At 61.6% G+C, this 19,009-nt stretch carries 15 protein-coding genes; 9 read left to right on the forward strand and 6 right to left on the reverse strand.

Going from position 1 to position 19,009, the window contains the following annotated elements; genetic code table 11:
- Positions 1-49: 49 nt before the first annotated feature.
- The 3 genes from RSB01_RS05165 to RSB01_RS05175 all read right to left on the reverse strand — a co-directional run bounded on the left by RSB01_RS05165 (position 50) and on the right by RSB01_RS05175 (position 3,360).
- The gene (locus tag RSB01_RS05165) at positions 50-802 is read right to left on the reverse strand and encodes an SDR family oxidoreductase (RefSeq protein WP_332589938.1); all 753 of its coding nucleotides are present in this window, start codon (positions 800-802) and stop codon (positions 50-52) included.
- Between the two features lie 72 nt (positions 803-874).
- The gene (locus RSB01_RS05170; RefSeq protein WP_332589939.1) at positions 875-2,602 is read right to left on the reverse strand and encodes an FAD-dependent oxidoreductase; all 1,728 of its coding nucleotides are present in this window, start codon (positions 2,600-2,602) and stop codon (positions 875-877) included.
- Positions 2,599-3,360 carry an SDR family NAD(P)-dependent oxidoreductase gene (locus tag RSB01_RS05175; protein WP_332619849.1) on the reverse strand — a complete coding sequence of 254 codons (762 nt, stop codon included), beginning with the start codon at positions 3,358-3,360 and terminating at the stop codon, positions 2,599-2,601. Before RSB01_RS05175 ends, RSB01_RS05170 begins: the two co-directional genes overlap by 4 nt.
- Before the next feature lie 139 nt (positions 3,361-3,499).
- Here RSB01_RS05175 and RSB01_RS05180 point away from each other — a divergent pair, with 139 nt between their 5' ends.
- The 6 genes from RSB01_RS05180 to RSB01_RS05205 all read left to right on the forward strand — a co-directional run bounded on the left by RSB01_RS05180 (position 3,500) and on the right by RSB01_RS05205 (position 10,485).
- Entirely contained in the window at positions 3,500-4,261 is a 762-nt protein-coding gene (locus RSB01_RS05180; protein WP_332589941.1) for an SDR family oxidoreductase, read from the forward strand.
- Positions 4,262-4,423: 162 nt separating this feature from the next.
- Positions 4,424-5,290, forward strand: coding sequence for an SDR family NAD(P)-dependent oxidoreductase (locus RSB01_RS05185; protein WP_332589942.1), 867 nt, complete (start codon positions 4,424-4,426; stop codon positions 5,288-5,290).
- A gap of 9 nt (positions 5,291-5,299) precedes the next feature.
- Positions 5,300-7,012 (forward strand): class I adenylate-forming enzyme family protein, encoded by a 1,713-nt coding sequence (locus RSB01_RS05190; protein WP_332589943.1) that lies wholly within the window; start codon positions 5,300-5,302, stop codon positions 7,010-7,012.
- Positions 6,999-7,868, forward strand: coding sequence for an amidohydrolase family protein (locus tag RSB01_RS05195; protein ID WP_332589944.1), 870 nt, complete (start codon positions 6,999-7,001; stop codon positions 7,866-7,868). Before RSB01_RS05190 ends, RSB01_RS05195 begins: the two co-directional genes overlap by 14 nt.
- A gap of 17 nt (positions 7,869-7,885) precedes the next feature.
- Positions 7,886-8,977: a Rieske 2Fe-2S domain-containing protein gene (locus tag RSB01_RS05200; protein ID WP_332589945.1), complete on the forward strand. Its 1,092-nt coding sequence runs from the start codon at positions 7,886-7,888 to the stop codon at positions 8,975-8,977.
- Positions 8,974-10,485, forward strand: coding sequence for an amidase family protein (locus RSB01_RS05205; protein ID WP_332589946.1), 1,512 nt, complete (start codon positions 8,974-8,976; stop codon positions 10,483-10,485). Before RSB01_RS05200 ends, RSB01_RS05205 begins: the two co-directional genes overlap by 4 nt.
- A 272-nt stretch (positions 10,486-10,757) precedes the next feature.
- Here the strand turns inward: RSB01_RS05205 and RSB01_RS05210 are convergent, their stop codons facing one another.
- Entirely contained in the window at positions 10,758-11,540 is a 783-nt protein-coding gene (locus tag RSB01_RS05210; RefSeq protein WP_332589947.1) for an SDR family NAD(P)-dependent oxidoreductase, read from the reverse strand.
- Positions 11,541-11,676: 136 nt separating this feature from the next.
- Between RSB01_RS05210 and RSB01_RS05215 the strand changes: the two genes are divergently transcribed.
- Both RSB01_RS05215 and RSB01_RS05220 read left to right on the forward strand, forming a co-directional pair.
- Positions 11,677-12,435, forward strand: a complete 759-nt coding sequence (locus tag RSB01_RS05215) for an SDR family oxidoreductase (protein ID WP_332619492.1) — start codon at positions 11,677-11,679, stop codon at positions 12,433-12,435.
- Between the two features lie 5 nt (positions 12,436-12,440).
- On the forward strand, positions 12,441-13,724 hold the full coding sequence (locus RSB01_RS05220; RefSeq protein WP_332589949.1) for an MFS transporter: 1,284 nt from the start codon (positions 12,441-12,443) through the stop codon (positions 13,722-13,724).
- 88 nt (positions 13,725-13,812) lie between these two features.
- Here RSB01_RS05220 and RSB01_RS05225 read toward each other — a convergent pair whose 3' ends face one another.
- The gene (locus tag RSB01_RS05225) at positions 13,813-14,565 is read right to left on the reverse strand and encodes an SDR family oxidoreductase (protein ID WP_332589950.1); all 753 of its coding nucleotides are present in this window, start codon (positions 14,563-14,565) and stop codon (positions 13,813-13,815) included.
- A gap of 129 nt (positions 14,566-14,694) precedes the next feature.
- Here RSB01_RS05225 and RSB01_RS05230 point away from each other — a divergent pair, with 129 nt between their 5' ends.
- Positions 14,695-16,815 (forward strand): FAD-dependent oxidoreductase, encoded by a 2,121-nt coding sequence (locus tag RSB01_RS05230; protein WP_332589951.1) that lies wholly within the window; start codon positions 14,695-14,697, stop codon positions 16,813-16,815.
- Positions 16,816-16,908: 93 nt separating this feature from the next.
- On the opposite strand, the gene RSB01_RS05235 is transcribed toward RSB01_RS05230, so the two are convergent.
- Positions 16,909-19,009 (reverse strand): TonB-dependent receptor (locus RSB01_RS05235; RefSeq protein ID WP_332625135.1); only part of this gene is annotated, 2,101 nt, incomplete at its 5' end.

The following is a 19,009-nucleotide window of genomic DNA, read 5'->3' on the forward strand; positions in this document are numbered from 1 at the left end:
CCGTGTGACGGCAATCATTCAAATTCAAACGGTTAAGTTGCGTTGTGGCCTAGCCCGCGACATGGCCGCCATCGACGCTGAGCAGGGTTCCCGTCGCCTTGCGAGCGGCATCCGAGGCCAGCCATGCAATCGCTTCGGCAATATCTTGCGGCTCGCAGGCCCCGTTCTCCAGCTTGGGAGCCGCGCGCATCATCAGCGAGAAGTCGATGTCTTCGGCCTTTTCGCCAGTTTGCGGCACCGTGGCGGTCATGGGGGTGTTGACCTGACCGGGGCAGACGCCGTTTACGCGCACACCGGTTGACGCCCACTCGACCGCCAGACCCTTGGTGATGCCGATGACGGCGTGCTTGGACGCCGAATAGGCGACCGTATAGGGCATGCCGACCAGACCCGAGGACGAGGCGGTATTGACGATATTGCCCTTGGACTTGAGCAGATGCGGGAAGGCGGCCTGACACAGGGCAAAGACGCTGGTGGCGTTCACACGCATCACAAGGTCCATATCCTCGACGGCAAAGGTCTGGCTGGAGCCCCATTTGAGGATGCCCGCAACATTGCACAAAACATCCAGACCATCGGCAGCGGCGACATCCACCAGTGCACGGCACGAGGCGGTATCGGCGGCATCATAGGTCTGGATTTTGGGCGCAGTGGCCATCAGGGCGGCGGTCTCGGCCAGTCCCGCCTCGTTGATGTCGCCAATCGTGACCGCTGCACCTTCGCGTGCGAACAGGAGGGCGGTGGCGCGGCCAATGCCAGATGCTGCGCCGGTCACAAGGACTTTTTTGTTCTGGAAGCGCATGAAAACACCTTGAAGTCGTTTGGGGGAAGACGTCCGTGACACAGGCGGTTTCTGTGTCACGGACGCGAGCCGTCAGTCGTTCGCGCCGGTCAGGTGACGGGCGGCCAGATAGCCGAAGGTCAGGGCCGGACCGAGGGTCACACCCGCACCCGGATAGCTTTCGCCCATGGCCGAGGCGGCATTGTTGCCAATGGCGTAAAGACCGCTGATCGGCTGGCCTTCGGTGTCCAGTACCTGTGCCCTGTCATTGGTCAGCATGCCGCCATTGGTGCCGATATCGCCGGGATAGATCGGCATGGCGTAGAACGGCCCCTGATCCAGCGGACGCAGGCACGGATTGGGCTGGACGCGCGGATCGCCATACATCTTGTCATAGGCCGCCTCGCCGCGATGGAAATCGGGGTCCGAGCCGTTGGCGGCATGGGTGTTGAAGGTCTGGATGGTGTGCTCCAGCGCCGCCGGATCAACCCCGATGGCCTTGGCCAGTTCGGCGACGGTACGGCCCTTTTTCAGGATCGAGCGCACGCCCTTACCATGCAGCCAGTCTGGCTGGATCGGATACAGCGGGCCGACCGGATAGGCATGGCGATAGCGGTGGTCGAACACGAACCATGTCGGCGAGGCATCGCCGGTAGCGGCCTGACGGCGGGCCATCTGCTGGCCGACAATGTGATAGGACGCCGCCTCGTTCAGATAGCGTTTGCCGTCCTGCGCCACCATCATACAGCCGGGCAGAGCGCGCTCGATGGTGCACAGGCGACCACGGTCTTCACCGGGGACATAAAAGACCGGTGCGGCCCATGTCGATTGCAGGTTCAAGGTTGCGGCACCAGCCTCGATGCCGGCGCGGATGCTGTCGCCGGTATTGCTACTGATCCCGCCCGAAAACTGCGTGCTGGGATACAGCGGGGCGTGCGTCTCGCGCATGGCCTTGTTCTTGTCAAAGCCACCTGCCGCCAGCACCACGCCCTTGCGGGCACGGATGTTCAGGGTCTGGCCGTTCTGGCGCACGCGGGCACCGATGACCTTGCCGTCCTGATGGATTAGTTCCTCCATCGGGCTGTTCAGCCATAGCGGCACATTGCGCTGGTTCAGCGCATCACGCAGGCCACCCGTCAGGGCATTGCCCAGAGTCAGGCGGCGGTCCTTGCGCGAGGTCAGTCGGAACGGCAGGTCGAGCCAGTAACGGGTCAGGCTCTTGGCCAGATGTTTCCACCACCCTTTGGCGCGGAACAGCAGGATGTAGGTTTCGTCAAAATGCCAGTTCAGATAGCCGAACAGGCTGGCTGCCGGAGAGGCAAACCGCATGCTTGCCACATCCTTGCCCAGCACCCGACCATCGATGGGCAGCGGCATGTGGGTGCGGAAGCCGGTTGGCGAGCCGCCCGGATTTTCGGCGTGGTAGTCGGGATAGGGGAAGGCCTGATAGCTGATCGCCGTATTGGCTGTCATCCAGCGCAGCATCGGCGCGGCATTATCGACAAAGGCGCGGATATTGGTGTCGGGCACATTGTCGGCCGACAGTTTGCGCACATAGGTAAAGGCGTCGTCGGTGCTGTCGTTAAAGCCTGCGGCTGCGGCCTGATCGCTGGCCGGAATCCAGATGCCGCCGCCCGAGGTGGCCGAGGTGCCACCCCATAGGGCGTCCTTCTCGATCACCAGAACCTCGGCATTGTGGTGCGAGGCCACAAGCGCAGACATAAGTCCGCCTGCACCCGAACCGACGATCAGGACATCGACGTCCTTGTCCCATTTGGTGGCGGCTTGGCCTGCCGCGCCGGAGGTCACAGAGCCGCTCATGACGGCAGATACATCTGGGCGGCCTTACCGCCATCGACGGGTAGGGCAACGCCGGTAATATAGCTGGCCGCATCGGACAGCAGGAAGACAATCGCCTGTGCCAGTTCTTCGGGCAGACCGCCGCGACCCATCGGGATGGCGTCGGCGGTGCGGGCCGCGATTTCGGGGGCGCGTTGGTTGAACTCTTCGGTGCCTGCGGTCTGGACCTGACCGGGCACAATGGCGTTGACGCGGATACCCTTGCGGGCCCCCTCCATAGCGGCGACCGAGGTGAACTGGATCATGGCCGCCTTGGAGGCCGAATAGCTGGACATATTGGCCGCAGCACGGATGCCGCAGGTCGAGGAGATGTTGACGATCGAGCCCTTACCGGCCTGACCCATGATCTTCATCGCCGCCTTGGTGCTGACGAAGACGGCCTCGGCATTGACGGCGAAATCCTTGCGCCAGTGCTCTACCGTCAGGCGCGAGATCGGGGCGTAGTGGGTGGACATGGCATTGTTCACCAGCATGTCGAGGCGACCGTATTTCTCGCCGGTATTCTCGATCAGGGCGGTGAGGGCCGCTTCGTCGGAGACATCCAGCTGGACGGTTTCGACCTTGCCACCATGGGATTCGATCACGGACTTGGCCTGATCCAGCTTTTCCTGACGGCGTCCGCAGATGACCACCTGCGCGCCGCGCTGGGCCAGTAACGTGGCCGTTGCCAGCCCGATCCCGTCGCTGCCTCCGGTAACGACTGCAACTTGCCCTGACAAATCCACACTCATTTCCCTACCCCAATATTCAGAGTGACTGTTTTCAGCCTTATTCCCGCAATTGACGTTCAGATTGACGCCGTGTCAATCAAATGCGTAGCTATGAAATACACAAAATACGAATTTTGGGGATTTTGAAGTGGTTGATCTCAGCAACAAAGTGGCCCTCGTAACCGGTGCGGGTCAGGGGGTCGGGCAGGGGATTGCTCTGGCACTGGCAAGCGCGGGTGCCGATATTGTGGTGTGTGGCCGCACGGCTGAAAAGCTGGAGGCCACCTGTGCCGAGATCGAGGCGCGCGGCCGCAGGGCCTTGCCGCTGACCGGCAATGTCAAGGATGCCGATGACCTGTCGCGCATTGTTGCGGCGGCGTGCGAGCATTTTGGCGGGATCGATATCCTGGTCAATAATGCGCAGGAAGTACCGGCAGGACGCCTGCTGGATGTCAGCGACAAGGCCTTTTCCGCCGGATTTGAATCCGGCCCTCTGGCCACGCTGCGCCTGATGAAACTGGTACATCCGGTGATGGTGGCACGCGGTGGCGGCACCATTATCAATCTGGCGTCATCGGCTGCCGAGCGCTGGGACCCGAGCGGCTATGGAGCCTATGGCGCGGTCAAACAGGCCATCCGTACCCTGACGCGCGCGGCGGCCGCCGAATGGGGGCGCGAGGGCATCCGTGCCATCGCGATTGCGCCCCATGCGGAATCGCCGGGCCTGAAAGGCTGGGTCGAGCGTAACCCCCAAGAAGCCGAGGCCTTTTTCCGCACCATTCCTCTGGGTCGTATCGGGCGCCTGGAAGAGGATATCGGCCGCGCTGTGGTGTCCTTGTGCGGGCCGGATATGGGCTATCTGACCGGCGCGACCGTGCCGTTGGATGGCGGACAGGCTAATTTTGGCTAATGACCGCATAAGGCGCGGTTAGCCTGTAAAATAAATGCGCGAACAAAAACTATAAGATCACAAAATAGCTATTTTGCGTATTTTATAGACCTTTGACATTCGCAAATCATGGACTAGTGTTCTCTCAAAAGCATAAAATGCGTCTGTAGGGGAGTACAGGGTATGACGAAAATTGCACTGGTAACAGGGGCTAGCCGGGGTGCAGGTCGGGGGATCGCGCGCGGCTTTGGCGAACTGGGCTATACGGTCTATGTGACGGGTCGCACGATCCAGCCGGGTGATGCCAAGGGCTGGGACGGTAGCGTCCTGCCGGGCACGGTGGCCGAGACGGCGGCAGAGGTGACCAAGGCGGGCGGCAAGGGCATTGCCGTTATGTGCGACCATGCCGACGACGCACAGGTCGCCGCCCTGTTCGAACAGATCATGCGCGAACAAGGACGACTGGATATTCTGGTCAATAATGCCGCCTATATCCATCACCAACTGATCGAGAAGAAACCCTTCTGGGAAAAGGAGGTTGAGGCGGTCGGCATTCTGGATGTCGGTCTGCGCAGCGCCTATGTGGCCAGCTGGCACGCGGCCAAGATCATGACCCAACAGGGCAGCGGCATCATCGCTTTCGGCTCGTCCTTCGGTGGTTCCTGCTACATGCACGGTCCGGCCTATGGCGCGCAAAAAGCCGGTCTGGACAAGTTTGCCCACGATATGGAGCACGACCTGCGCGGCACCGGCGTGGTGACGGTTTCGATCTGGATGGGGCCGCTGGTCACAGAGCGCTCGGCCATTGCCCGCGAGACCAATCCCGAACAATACGAAGCCTTCATCCAGTCCGCCGAGAACCCCGAATTCACCGCCCACATTGTCGATGCCATCGACAAGTCGGCCCAGCGTGAAGAGCTGTCGGGCAATACGCTGGTTGCTGCCGAGATCGCGCAAACCCTCGGCGTTACGGATCGCGGGGCCACGCGTCCTTCGTACCGCGAGATGCTGGGCAGCCCGCATCCGAAAAACCCAGCCGTCGTTTACTGAGGTAGGGCAATGACGCAAATCGATCCTGTATTCGCTGCTGTCACTGCCCCCGGAACACCTTTTGAGCTGGCGGATGTCGATGGCGTCCTCCAGTTCGCCAATGCGGCACCCGACCTCAATCTGATGATTGAGTCCGCGCGTCGTCACGGTGACAAGACCTTCCTCGTGGACTTCTCGTCCAGCGGGGAAGAGCGCCGCCTGACCTTTGAACAGGTCTTTGCATGGCGCGACCAGTTGGTGCCGCTTCTGGGGATCGGTCGCGGTGATCGCGTGGCCATCTGTATGCGCAACCGTGCCGAATGGATGGTGGCCTATCTGGCGGTCATGAAGGCCGGCGGTGTCGCCGCCCTGCTGAACAGTCGCGGCGCACCGGTCGAGATCGTGGCCATGATCGAGGATGTCTCGCCCAGCGTCGTGCTGGCCGATACCCGCCGTGCCGAACTGATCCGTCAGGGTGGCTATACCGGCCGGATGCTGGACCTGACCAAGCCGTTCCCGCCCGAAGAGATCGAGCGACGTCAGGCGCAACCGCAGGCGAATACGGATGCCGCCCCGCAGACCGCCAAGGCCGAAGACGATTGCGCTATCCTGTTCACCTCGGGCACGACCGGACGGGTAAAGGGCGCGGTCCTGTCGCACCGCAGTCTGATTACCGGCCTGATGGGCGCGCAGTTATCGGGCATTATGGTGCTGCACAACATGGCCAAGGCCTATGGCATGTCGCCGCAAGACCTGATGGCCAACCTGCCGCAACAGGCCTGCCTGCTGGTCTATCCGCTGTTCCATATTTCAGGGCTGGGATCATCCTTCCTGTCGCCGCTGCTGGCAGGCTCCAAGGTGGTCATCATGCGTCGCTGGAGCGGCGACGAGGCTGTGCGTTTGATCGCGCAAGAAAAGGTCACCAATTTCGCCGCCGTGCCGACCATGATCTGGGATCTGGTCAACGGGGCCAAGCTTCAGGACCATGACCTGTCATGCCTGAAGAATATCGGCTCGGGTGGTCAGGCCCTGCCGATCAATCTGCTGGATTCCCTACGTGTGCACTGTCCCGATATTGTGCTGGGCGTGGGCTATGGCATGACCGAAACTTCCGGTGCCTTTGCTCAGGCTCTAGGCGAGGATTTCATGCGCAAGCGGGCCTCGGCGGGGCGTGTGCTGCCGCTGGCCAGTGTCTGCATCGAGGGGCCGGACGGCACCATCCTGCCTGCCGGTCAAAGCGGCGAGATTCTGGTTCGCAGCGCCATGGTGATGAAGGGCTACTGGAACCGCCCCGAAGAGAACGCCAAGGCCTTCACATCGGACGGATGGCTGCGTACCGGCGACGTCGGATATATCGACGAGGAAGGCTATGTCTTTATCGTCGACCGCACCAAGGACATGGTGATTTCCGGCGGCGAGAACATCTATTGCGCCGAGGTCGAGCGCGTTCTGAGCGAGTTCGAGGGGGTCACTGAATGTGCCGCCTTCGGTATTGCCGACGAGCGACTGGGCGAACTTCTGGTGGCGGTGGTCGGCGGTGATGCCCGCGACGCAGATGCCATGATCGAGTGGGTGGCAGAGCGTCTGGCCCGCTACAAGGCGCCGGGTCATTTGATCGTTTCGACCGAGCCTCTGCCGCGTAACCATCTGGGCAAAATCGACAAAATGGCGCTGCGCAAAGCGTGGCCGCAGCTTGCTGCTGCACAAGTAAAATCGGGGGACAAAATCCATGGCTATGCCTGAAGGTATCCGCGTCATCGACACCATGCTGGGCATCCCCGAGGCGGATGACCGTTCGGACTGGTTCGACCCATTCCGTGCACTGATTAAGGACAAGCAGACCCTCGAACAGTTCGCCATGCCGGCGCAGTACATGTTCAAGGACATCCCCCAGACCAGCAATGTCGATGACTATGTGACATGGACCGTCGAACAGATGGACCGTTTCAATATCGACAAGGCTCTGGTGGGCTGGAACGACAATGAAACCTCGCGCCGTGCCAAGGAAAAATACGGCGACCGTTTCTTCTTTGACGTGCCGTGCGATCCGAACAAGGGCATGGAAGAGGTGCGCCGCATCAAGCGCCTGCACGCCGAGGTCGGAATTTCGGCCATCAGCGTCTTCCCTGCCGGTACGCTGCCGCAGGTGCCGATCAATCACAAATACATGTTCCCGCTCTACGCCTGCGCCGAAGAACTGGGCATTCCGATCCTGCTGAATGTCGGCATTCCCGGCCCGCGCATCCCAATGGAAAACCAGAAGGTCGAGCATCTGGACGAGGTCTGCTGGTTCTTCCCCGACCTGAAAGTGGTCATGCGCCACGGGGGCGAACCGTGGGAAGCTCTGGCTGTGAAGCTGATGCTGAAATGGCCGAACCTCTATTATTCGACCAGTGCCTTTGCGCCCAAACACTATCCCAAGGCGATCATCGACTACGCCAATACGCGCGGCGCGGACAAGATCATCTATGCCGGTTATTTCCCGATGGGATTGAGCCTGGACCGCATCTTCTCGGACATGCAGCACGTGCCGTTCAAGGACGAGGTCTGGCCGAAATTCCTGCGTGAAAACGCGATCAAAGTCTTTGACCTGAAATGACAGTGCAGGAGAAATCCATGAGCAATCCTACACCGACTGACGTCACCGATGCCCGCACCGCTCCGGTGGCTGTGTGGCAAATCCTTGAAAAGCTGCGCGGTCAGGACCTGCTGGACTGGCGCAAGGCCGATGTGAAAGGGCGCGCCTCGGTTGCCGAGCGCAATTTGGACATCGGCTTCCCGTTCGGATGGTACGCGATCGACCTGTCGGCGGATCTGGCGATCGGCGAGGTCAAGCCGTTGCGCTATTTTGCCAAGGATCTGGCCATGTGGCGCGGCGAGGACGGCAAGGTCCGCATCATCGATGCCTATTGCAAGCATCTGGGCGCCCATATGGGCTATGGCGGCAAGGTGTACGGCAATCTGCTGGAATGTCCGTTCCATGCCTGGCGCTATGATGGCGAGGAAGGCGTGGTCAAGGAAATCCCCTATGCCAAGCTGATCCCGCCCAAGGTCAAGCGTCGCTGCACCGAGACCTATCCGGTGGTGGAAGCCAACCGCTGGATCTGGATGTGGTACCACCCCGAAAATATCGCCCCTCTGTTCGAGGTGCAGCATCAGCCGGAAGCCTCTGACCCCGACTGGACCGACTACGAAATCCACGAGTGGAATGTCTGGGGCAATATCCAGAACATGGCCGAGAACGGCGTGGATGTGGCCCACTTCAAATTCATCCACGGCACATCGAATGTGCCGTTGGGCGAACTGCGCTGGGACGAGTGGGGCCGTGGTGCGGATGTGAATGCCAAGATGGGCACGCCGTGGGGCGAGGTCGATGGCGGCATCAGCTATGACACCATGGGACCGGGCCAGAGTTGGACCCGCTTTACCGGCATTTCCGAGACCCTGCTGGTGGCGTGCATTACCCCTGTCGATCTGGACCATGTCCATGCGCGGTTCTGTTTCACCCAGCCGCGTTCGCAGGCCGAGGGCGAGCGGGCGGGTGTGGCCAAGGCCATCATCCGCGACATCTGCAAACAGTTCGATCAGGACAAGGTCGTCTGGGATCGCCAGAAATACGAGCCGAACCCGACCATCTGTGACGGCGACGGCCCGATCCCGCAGTTCCGCAAATACTATTCGCGCTATTATGTGACGCCGTCTTCATGATGAGCCGTCGTGAACTGATCGCCACCGGAGCCGCTGCGGCGGCTCTGGCCCCAGCAACAGGCGCAGCGGCGGCTTCGTTCCGCTCCGGCAGCCCGCTGGACACCCATGACGCACTGGGTCTGGCGGGCCTTGTGCGCCAGCGTCAGGTGTCGGCGGGCGAACTGCTGGAAGAGGCCATTCTACGCGCCGAGGCGCTGAACCCGCGCTTCAACTTTATGGCCCAGAAACACTATGACCTTGGGCGTGCGGCCATTGCGTCGGGCCTGCCCGAAGGTCCCTTTACCGGCGTGCCGTGGCTGATCAAGGATTTGAACACGACCATTGCGGGCGAAGTGACCGAGAACGGTAGCCGCTTCTATAAGGGCGAGCGGGCCAGCGTCACCTCCGAGATTGTCGCGCGCGCCCAAAAGGCGGGATTTGTAGTCTTCGGCAAGACGACGGCACCAGAGTTCGGCCTGTCGGCTACAACCGAAAACAAGCTTCAGGGCGACACCCGTAATCCATGGAATCCGGCCCATATTGCGGGCGGTTCTTCTGGCGGTGCCGCTGTGGCGGTGGCGGCGGGTGTCCTGCCTGCGGCCCACGCGACCGATGGTGGCGGCTCGATCCGTATTCCGGCGTCTTGCTGTGGTCTGTTTGGCCTCAAGCCCAGTCGCGGGCGCATCCCCATGGGGCCGACGCGCACCGAAGGCTGGGGCGGTCTGTCGGTCCACCACGCCATTACACGCTCGGTGCGGGACAGTGCGGCCATCATGGATGCCACGCACGGGGTAGAGCCTGGCTCTCGCTATGCGGCACCGACGCCGGACGGCACGTTCTCGTCATACGTCGACAAGGCCCCGCGCCCGTTGCGTATCGCCCTGATGCTGACGCCCGCATCGGGTAGTCCGGTGGATGCAGAAGCGGTCGAGGCGGCACGCGCGGCGGCGCGGCTGTGCGAGGCCCTTGGTCACCATGTCGAAGAAGCGGCCCCGAAGCTGGATGCCGCCGCCATTGGCGCAGCCAGCTTTGTGCTGAGCGCCTCGTCCATTGCGGCGGACCTGCTTGATCGCGCCAAGGCGACGGGGCTGGTTCCCGGACCCGATAATCTGGAAGCGATCACACTGGCCTTCTTCGGATACGGCCAGCAGACGACGGGAATGGATTTCGCGCGGGCCAATAACACCCTGCAGACCGCCGCCGTCGAGGTCGCGCGCTTTATGCAGTCATATGATCTGATTTTGTCCCCGACACTGGCGGCCCCGCCGTTGGAGCTGGGCAAGATCAATCTGACACCCGATTTGGACTTTGCCGCATGGGGGCAAAGGATCGCGGTGTTCTCACCCTATGCCCAACTGGCAAACCTGACGGGACAACCGGCCATGTCGGTACCCTTGGCGACGTCAGCTTCGGGTCTGCCGATGGGGGCGATGTTTATGGCGCGCTATGGCGACGAGGCGACGCTGTTCCAACTGGCAGGCCAGTTGGAAAAAGCGGCACCGTGGGCGGACAAACGACCCGCTCTCTGAGTTAAAAAGGCTGTATTCGCCTCGAATGTTGGTGCACCCACCGTCATCCTCCGACAAGCCGCATTGCGGCGCAGATCGGGGGACCCAGCGGCACCGAAGGTGATCTTATGGCCCAAACGCATCACCCAGACGCGCAGTAATGCTTTGGACAGCTACGCATTGCCGTGTCGGTCGCGCTATCGCGCGCCGCTGGGTCCCCCGGTCAAGCCGGGGGATGACGAAGGGGATTTGCGCTAACATCCAAAGCGAATGCAGCCATTACTGTGCGGTGGTCAGTCCTCGCCCAGATCAGGTGCCCATGCCACGCCGTTGATGTGGGCGCCGCCATCTACAAACAGGGTGTTTCCGGTCAGGTAACGGGCGTCGTCGCTGGCCAAAAAGGCGCACACCCCGCCAATATCCGCATCGGGATCGCCCATCCGGCCCATCGGGTTGGCGGCGCTGATACGCTCGATCATGCCCGGCTGCTGTTCCATGATGCGCTTTGCCGATTGCGACAGGGCAGCAGGACAGACAATGTTGCAGCAGATGCCATAGCCCGCCCATTCTCGCGCCGCCGTGCGCGTCAGGGCGCGCAGGGCTTCCTTGGCGACATTGTAATCGGCGCTGCCCATATGGGCGTTCACCCCGTTCAACGAGGCCATGTTGATGACGCGGCCCCAGCCCTGCGCCTTCATGTGGGGCAGGGCGCTCTGCATGGTCCATTGGCAGGCATACAGCCCCATACGAATGGTGGTGTCGAACTGGGCATCGGTCTTGTTCTCGATGCGGCCAATGCCCTGACCGCGCCAGGCGTTGTTGACCAGAATATCGACCGGGCCGGCCGCCGCCATCATGGCCAGAACGCTGTCCTTGTCGGTGATGTCCACGGCGATAAAGCGGGCCTTGCCGCCAAGGCTTTCGATCTCGCGCGCGGTCTGTTGACCGGCATCCGTATTATAATCGGCGACGATGACGCTTGCGCCATCGCGGGCCAGACGGTGCGCCACGCCCTGTCCGATGCCTTCTGCGGCACCCGTGACCAGTGCTGTTCTTGCCGACAGATCATGTCCCATAGGTCGCGCCCTCCCTCGTGCGTCGATTAAACCGCTATAAAATACGATAATGGCGTTTAGTGTTGCATTTCGTTCGATATATGCGCGTTATCTTAATCTCATAAGAACGCATAACGCGAAAATCGGGGGAGGAAAGATGCGCGGCTTGAAAGGCAAGGTCGGTATTGTCGCCGGTGGAGGCCGCGGGATCGGCGCAGCCACCGCAAGGCGACTGGCCGAAGAAGGCGCTGCTGTCGTTATCGGTGACATAAACGCAGGCTGGGCACAAGAAACCGCCCAGTCGATTTGCGACGCAGGCGGTCGGGCTGTGGGTGTGATGCTGGACGGCACAAAGGCCGCATCGCAAGCCAATATCGTTCAGGCTGCACTGTCCGAGTTCGGCGGGCTGGACTTCTACCACTCCAATCTGGCGGGCGGCACCGAAGGGGATATCGATATCCTCAACTGTACCGAAGAGGTGCTGGACCGCTCGTTTGCCATCAATACCAAGAGCCATTTTCTGGCCAGTCAGGCCGCTATGCCGGTGATGATCGAGCGCGGCGGCGGGGCGATGATCTACACCTCGTCAGGCGCGGCGACCTCGGGCAACCCGCTACAGGTCGCCTATCCCATGACCAAGAATGCCATCCATGCGCTGGTGCGCCATGTGGCCCGCAAATACGGCAAGCAGGGTATCCGCGCCAATGCCATCAGCCCCGGCATGGTGATGACCGAGGCGCTGTCACAGCACCTGACCGAAGAATACGCGCAACAATTTCTGGCCCAGTTGCCGCACACGCGTCTGGGCAAGCCCGGGGATATTGCAGGGGCGGTTGCCTTCCTTGCTTCGGATGATGGCCAGTGGGTGACGGGTCAGGTCTGGCACGTCAATGGCGGCTCGGTGTTGAGGGACTGACGGGTATGACAACGGTACAAACAACCAATTCTGCAGGCGGCAAGGTAACGAACGCCTGGCTGGTTCTGGGCATGCTGCTGCTGGTCTCGATTGTGAACTTCGCCGACCGCTTTCTGCTGACCGGACTGATCGGTCCGATCAAGGCCGAGTTCGGTCTGGGTGACGGCATGATCGGCCTTCTGATGGGGCCGGCTTTTGTTGTGCTTTATGTGGTGGCGGGTATTCCGCTGGCACGTCTAGCTGACCGCTGGTCGCGCAAGATGATCATCGCCATTGGCTGTGTTACATGGAGTCTGGCCACCATCGCCACCGGCATGGCGCAGGACGAGGTCAGTCTGGTCATTGCCCGCGCGGCAGTGGGCATCGGCGAGGCCTCGTTTGCGGCACCGGCCTATTCGCTGCTGGCCGCCTATTTCCGGCCCGAGCGTCGGGGTCTGGCCTTTGGCCTGCTGGGCGTGGCGACCTATGTCGGACAGATCATCGGTCAGGCCGGTGGTCCGGCGATTGCCGAGGTGCATGACTGGCGTTTCGCCTTCTACCTGCTCGGCTCCATCGGCATCGGTGTGGGCTTGCTGATGGCTGTGGTGGTACGCGATCCGGCCCGTGTGGTCAGTGAAACCGCCTCGGCGGTTACCATCCCGATGATGGCGCTGGTCAAGGTTCTGAGCCGTAATGTCAGCTTCGTGCTGATGATGTTTGCCTTTGGTCTGGGCGCGCTGTCGGGCATTGCCTTTGGCTATTGGGGGCCAGAGCTTTTCACCCGTAACTATGGTCTGGACCCCGTGGTGGCCAAGACCGCGTTTGCGCTGAATTTCGGCATTGCGGGCCTGTTGGGCATGTTGTGTTTCGGTGCGGTTTCCGACCGCTTTGCCAAGCGTGACATGGCATGGCCGGTACGCCTTTCGGCCTTGGCGCTGGGCTCTGCGACACTGATCATTCTGGCCGTGACATGGTCCAACTCGTTTGCGCTGGCCAAGTGGCTGGCCATTCCGGCGGGCCTGATGGGTGGCGGCTGGTCGGTCGGTATCTATGCGACCTTGCAGTACATCCTGCCGGACCGCTTTCGTGCCACGGCGACGGCGCTGTTTTTGGCGGTCACCACCTTGCTGTCCTACTTCCTCGGGCCGTGGGTGACGGGTCTGCTGAGCCAAGCCTTTGGTGACGGCACGGACTCGCTGAAACTGGCCCTGACCGTGGTGATCCCGATCGGTTTCATCGCCTCGGTGATCGCCATGATCGCCAGTCGCCGGATCGAAAAGGACCGCGCCCTGTTGCAAGAGCAGCAATAGGCGCAAAAGGCACGGGTCTGAAAAACTTCAGCCGCCCTCTGATCCAGAGGGCGGCTGTTGTAATTTCACGCTTCGGATATGTGAACGATCAGGTCGCGGTCGCCCCGCCATCCACCACCAGCGGGTGGCCGGTGACAAAGCTGGCCTGATCCGAACACAGCCACAGAACCGCGCCCGCGATTTCTTCGGCGCGGCCCATGCGGCCCATAGGGGTCAGGCCGTCCAGAACCTTGCGCATGTCGGGATTGGCCGCGAGTGGCGCGGTCATCGGGGTTTCAATCACACCGGGGCAGACCGCATTGACGCGAATACCGGCCTTGGCCCAGCGCAGCGCCCCGTGACGGGTCAGACCAACAACGCCATGCTTGGTGGCCACATAGGCGGGCTGTCCGGCATTGCCGACCAGGCCGTTGATCGAGGCGGTGTTGACGATGGCGCCCTTGCCCTGTTTGAGCATGACCTCGGCCTGTTCGCGCATGCACATCATGACGCCGGTCAGGTTGATGCTCAGGCTGCGCGCCCAGACGTCATCCTCGTACTCGTTGGCCCCCATCGAGTTGATGCCGGCGTTGTTGTGGGCAAAGTCCAGCCGCCCGTATTCGGATACAGCCCGCGCCACCAGCGCCTTGACCTGATCGCCATTGGCCACGTCGCAGTGCTGGAAGACCGCCTTGCCGCCTGCGGCCTCGATCAGGGCGACCGTTTCCAGACCGCCTATTTCATTGACGTCGGACACCACAACCGCTGCGCCGGAGGCGGCAAAAGCGACTGCGGTGGCGCGGCCGATACCGCCACTGGCGCCGGTGACCAGCGCAACCTTGCCGTCGAACCCGTAATTCATGGGAAATCCTTGCTTTGCGTAGGGAAGGGCATAAAACTTACCGATAACATCGATCAATAAAGCATGATGGCGAGGAAATGCGAATGACGGGGGCGTTTAAATTTTCGGCTGCAAAGGCAGGGGCTGCGCGTGGCTGCTGAATATTCCCGCCTCCTGTCTAAGGGCCGTATCGGCACCATGGATTTGCGTAACCGCATGGTCGTTTCGGCCATGGGGGTCGGGCTGTCCGAAGAGGACGGCACGGTCGGCGAGCGCATGATGGCCTTTCTGGAGGAGCAGGCCAAGGGCGGTGCCGGAATGATCGTCGCGGGCGTGTTGGGGGTGGCATGGCCTGTGGGCGCTGTGACGCCGAACCAGTCCGCTATTTCCGATGACCGCTACCTGCCGGCCTTGAGCGAAATGGTGAAGCGGGCACACCGCCACGGAGCCAAAATCGCCGCGCAACTGCACCATGGCGGACTGGCGGCCGGATATTCTGCCGGTGCGCATGATGCGCTCCTGTGGGGACCCAGCCTGCCGCCGCCCTTGAAGGGGGACTTTGTCAGCTACTTCCTGCCCGAGGAAATGGCGGCCTTTGCGCCCAAGAAGAGGCCCGTCATCAAGGAACTGGAAAAAGCCGATATCGATCTGGCGATTTCCCAGTTTGCGCAGGGCGCACGCAGGGCCAAGGCGGCGGGCTTTGACGGTATCGAAATCCACTCGGCCCATGGCTATCTGCTGTCGTCCTTTATCTCGCCCAAGACCAACAGCCGCACCGACGATTATGGTGGCCCGCTGGAGAACCGTATCCGCCTTTTGCTGGAGGTTATCGCCGCCATTCGCGCCGAGGTGGGCCGCGACTTTCCGCTGTGGTGCAAACTGGATGCGTGGGAGGCAGGCAAGGAAGGCGGCATTACCCTTCAGGACGCCATAGCCGCCGCCAAGCTGGTCGAGGCCGCAGGCGTGGATGCCATTACAGTGTCCAGCTATCACAATGCGGCGGTGGGCAAGCTGCACTCCGGCTCGAACATTCCGCACGTGCCCGAAACCAATATCCCCTCGGCCACAGCCATCAAGGCCGAGGTCAGCATTCCTGTGATTGCTTCGGGCCGTGTCGAGTTGGAGGCTGCCGAGCGGCATATCGCCAACGGCCAGTATGATTTTCTGGCCATGGGTCGCAAGGTGCTGGCCGATCCGGCCTTGCCGAACAAGCTGGCCAACGGGCAGGGCGATCTGATCCGTCCGTGCGTCTATTGCTACACCTGTGTCAGCGCCATCTATACGCAAGATCCGGTGCGCTGTGCGGTCAACCCGCAGACAGGGCTGGAATGGCAGCACAAACCCCATCGGATCAGCGGCCAGACCTATGTGGTGGTCGGCGCAGGACCGGGCGGGATGGAGGCGGCCTGCCAACTGGCCGAAGCGGGCAACAGGGTCATATTGCTCGAAAAGTCCGGCCGCATGGGCGGGACTTTGCGGTTTGCCTCTCTGGCCTATCCGGCAAACGAGCGGTTGCTGGACTGGCTGATCGCACGGGTTAAACGCTCGCCTGTTGAGGTGAGGTTGAAGACCGAGGTGACGCCCGAACTGCTGGCGGCGCTGAAACCCGATGCCGTCATCGTCGCAACGGGCGCGCGGCGAGACATGCCCGTTCTGGTCGGCAATGACCTGCCGCATGTGTTTAGCGGCGATGACATGCGCAACCTGTTGCTGGCACAATCGTCAGATGAGCTTAAACGCAAGACCGGCAGCCTGACCCGTCTGGCCACCAAGGTCGGGGCCGTTACGGGCCTGACGGACAATCTGGAGTTTGTGCGCAAGGTCTCGCACACATGGATGCCGCTGGGCCGCAAGATCGTCATTATCGGCGGCGAGCTGGTCGGGGTCGAACTGGCCGAGTTCCTGTGCGAGCGCGGGCGCGATGTGACCGTGATCGAGACGGGCAGCCATGCGGGGCGCGGACTGACACTGGTGCGTCGTGCGCGCCTGTTGTCCGAGCTACAGGAGCATGGCGTGACCCTGCACAACGGGGCCAGCGCCATTGCTATCGGCAAGACCTCGGTGACTTTTGGTGACAAGGACGGTCAGGCGCACACCGTGGCCGCCGACCATGTGATTGTCGCCATGGGGGCCAGTGGCGATACCACTGTGGCCGACCGGATTGCGGCCTTGGGTTACCGCGTCCTTTTGGCCGGTGATGCCAATGGTGTCGGCTATATCGAGGGGGCTATCCGCGGGGCCTCCGACGTGGTGGATGAACTGATCGCCTGATTGCGGTCAGTAGAGACAACAAAGCCCGCCGGTTTCACCAGCGGGCTTTTTATTGGCAGCCGGCGCGGTCGTCCGCACCGGCTATACTGTCCCTTAGAAGCGGGCGCTGACCGTAACACCGAAGGTGCGCGGGTCGGCATAATAGCCTCCTGCCAGACCCAGAGCGGCAAAGTCCACGCCGCGCACGAAGTCGTGGCTGTCGGTCAGGTTCTTGACCCACAGGCGAACCTCGCCCTCGGCATTGCCGAAGTTCAGACCATCAATGCCGAGTTGGGCATCGATAACATTACGGTCGTCGCCACGGATTTCTTCGTTGAACGGTGCGCCGATGGAGTTGTTGAAGCTCAGCTTGCCGTCTTCATAGGTGTAGCTGAGGCGACCGAATACGCGGCCATAGGATACGGGAAACTCCATGTTCAGAGCCACGCTGGCGGTCAGAGGCGAGGTGTAGCCGGCCTCCGTTATCGAGGCGACGTTGATCGGCGGTGCACCCGGAACAACCGACTGGCCGGTCATGAATTCCTGATACTCGATGTCGACATAGCCAAGGTTGGCGTCCAGCGAGAAGTTGTCGTTCAGGATGGCCTGGGTTTCGATGTCGAAGCCCGTATAGGTGACTTCACCGGCATTACCCACGCGGGTTGCGAAGGTGCCTGGAGGGGCATCGGTACGCGGGATGTTGACGGCCAGATCGGTATAGATGTTGTGATAGGCCGAGGCGTTGAAGCGCAGGCGGCGATCAAACAGTTCCGACTTCAGCCCGATCTCGTATGAGATAACCGTTTCGGGATCGAAGCTGGCCAGTTCCTTGGTGCCGGGGATGACCGGATCTTGCGAGTTGAAACCGCCCGAGCGATAGCCGGTGGCGATGCGGCCATAGACATTGACGTGCTCTTGCAGGTCATAGGCAGCCATCAGGTTCCAGGTGAACTGGTCGAACTTGGCATCGCCATGCTCGGTCACGGCCAGAGGTGCCGCGCCGTTCTGGGTGCGGTTCAGCTCTTTCTTGTCCCATGTATAGCGACCGCCTGCGGTCAGGCGCAGCTTGCCGTCGCGGCCACCCACATAATAGGTGCCTTGACCATATATGGCCGTGCTTTTGCTTTCGGCCTCATAGACCAGCGAGGAGCGGGTGATCACGGCGCGATAGCGGGCCGGATTGGCCGCTGCCAGCGACGGACCAAGAGCGCCGAAGCTGCCGAGGAAGATGCCGTTGGTGTCCAGAACAAAGCCGCTGTTTTGCGGGTTGTTCTCGTTGCCCTTCTCGTGGAAGTAGAAGCCGCCCACGACCCAGTCGAGCGTGTCGGTATCACCGGCGAATTCCAGTTCCTGACTGAACTGCTTGTGTTCGCGCACGTTCATGGTCTCGAAGAACGACAGGGTCTGGCGCGGCACCGGCTGGCTGGCCAGATAGGCGGCGGTCGCAGGATCGGGAACGATAAAGCCCAACAGGGATGCGGGCAGGCCGTTCATCAGCGTGGCTTGCGTGAAGATCGGGCCGCTAAAGGTGCCCAGACCGTCCAGATCGGTATCGTTGGAGCTGTCCCAGACGCGATAGCCGGTGGTCGATTTGAATTGGAATGATCCGAAATCATTTTCGATCTGGAGGTTATGCCCCCAGGTTTCGTCCTGCGCCGTATTGGGGCGGTCATTGCACATCTTGTCGCGATATTTGCGCGTCGGTGCGGACAGGGCGGCGCATTGCGGCTGGGTAAAGGTCACGCCTGCCAGATAGGGAGCGACCGGTGCTGGCTGGGTGAGAACCAGTCTCTCGCCATCGATGATAATCGGGGTGCGCGGGGTACCGTCACCGACATGGGTCAGCTGGAAGGCCGAGGTAATGCCGTCAATCTTGCTGTAGTCAAAGATGTACTGGACGCTGGCCGTGCCGGCAAAGTCGCGACGGACCGCAGCGCGGAAGGAGTCCGACTTGCGGGCACCGGGGTCTTTGGAATCGTCCGGTTGCAGGATGTTGTCGACCACGCCGTCGCGCTGGCTGTGGTTATAGCTGAAGCTGGTGGCAAAACCTGCAATCTCGCCCGGATCGATCGAGGCGCGGACGTTCCAGGCATTATAGTTGCCATAGCCGGCTTCAAGCTTGGCGCGGAACTCGTCCGACGGCGCACGCGAGATGAAGGCGATGGCACCGCCGGTGGTGTTGCGTCCGAACAGGGTGCCTTGCGGGCCGCGCAGG

Source organism: Brevundimonas sp. (assembly GCF_036659295.1).
GTDB lineage: Bacteria > Pseudomonadota > Alphaproteobacteria > Caulobacterales > Caulobacteraceae > Brevundimonas.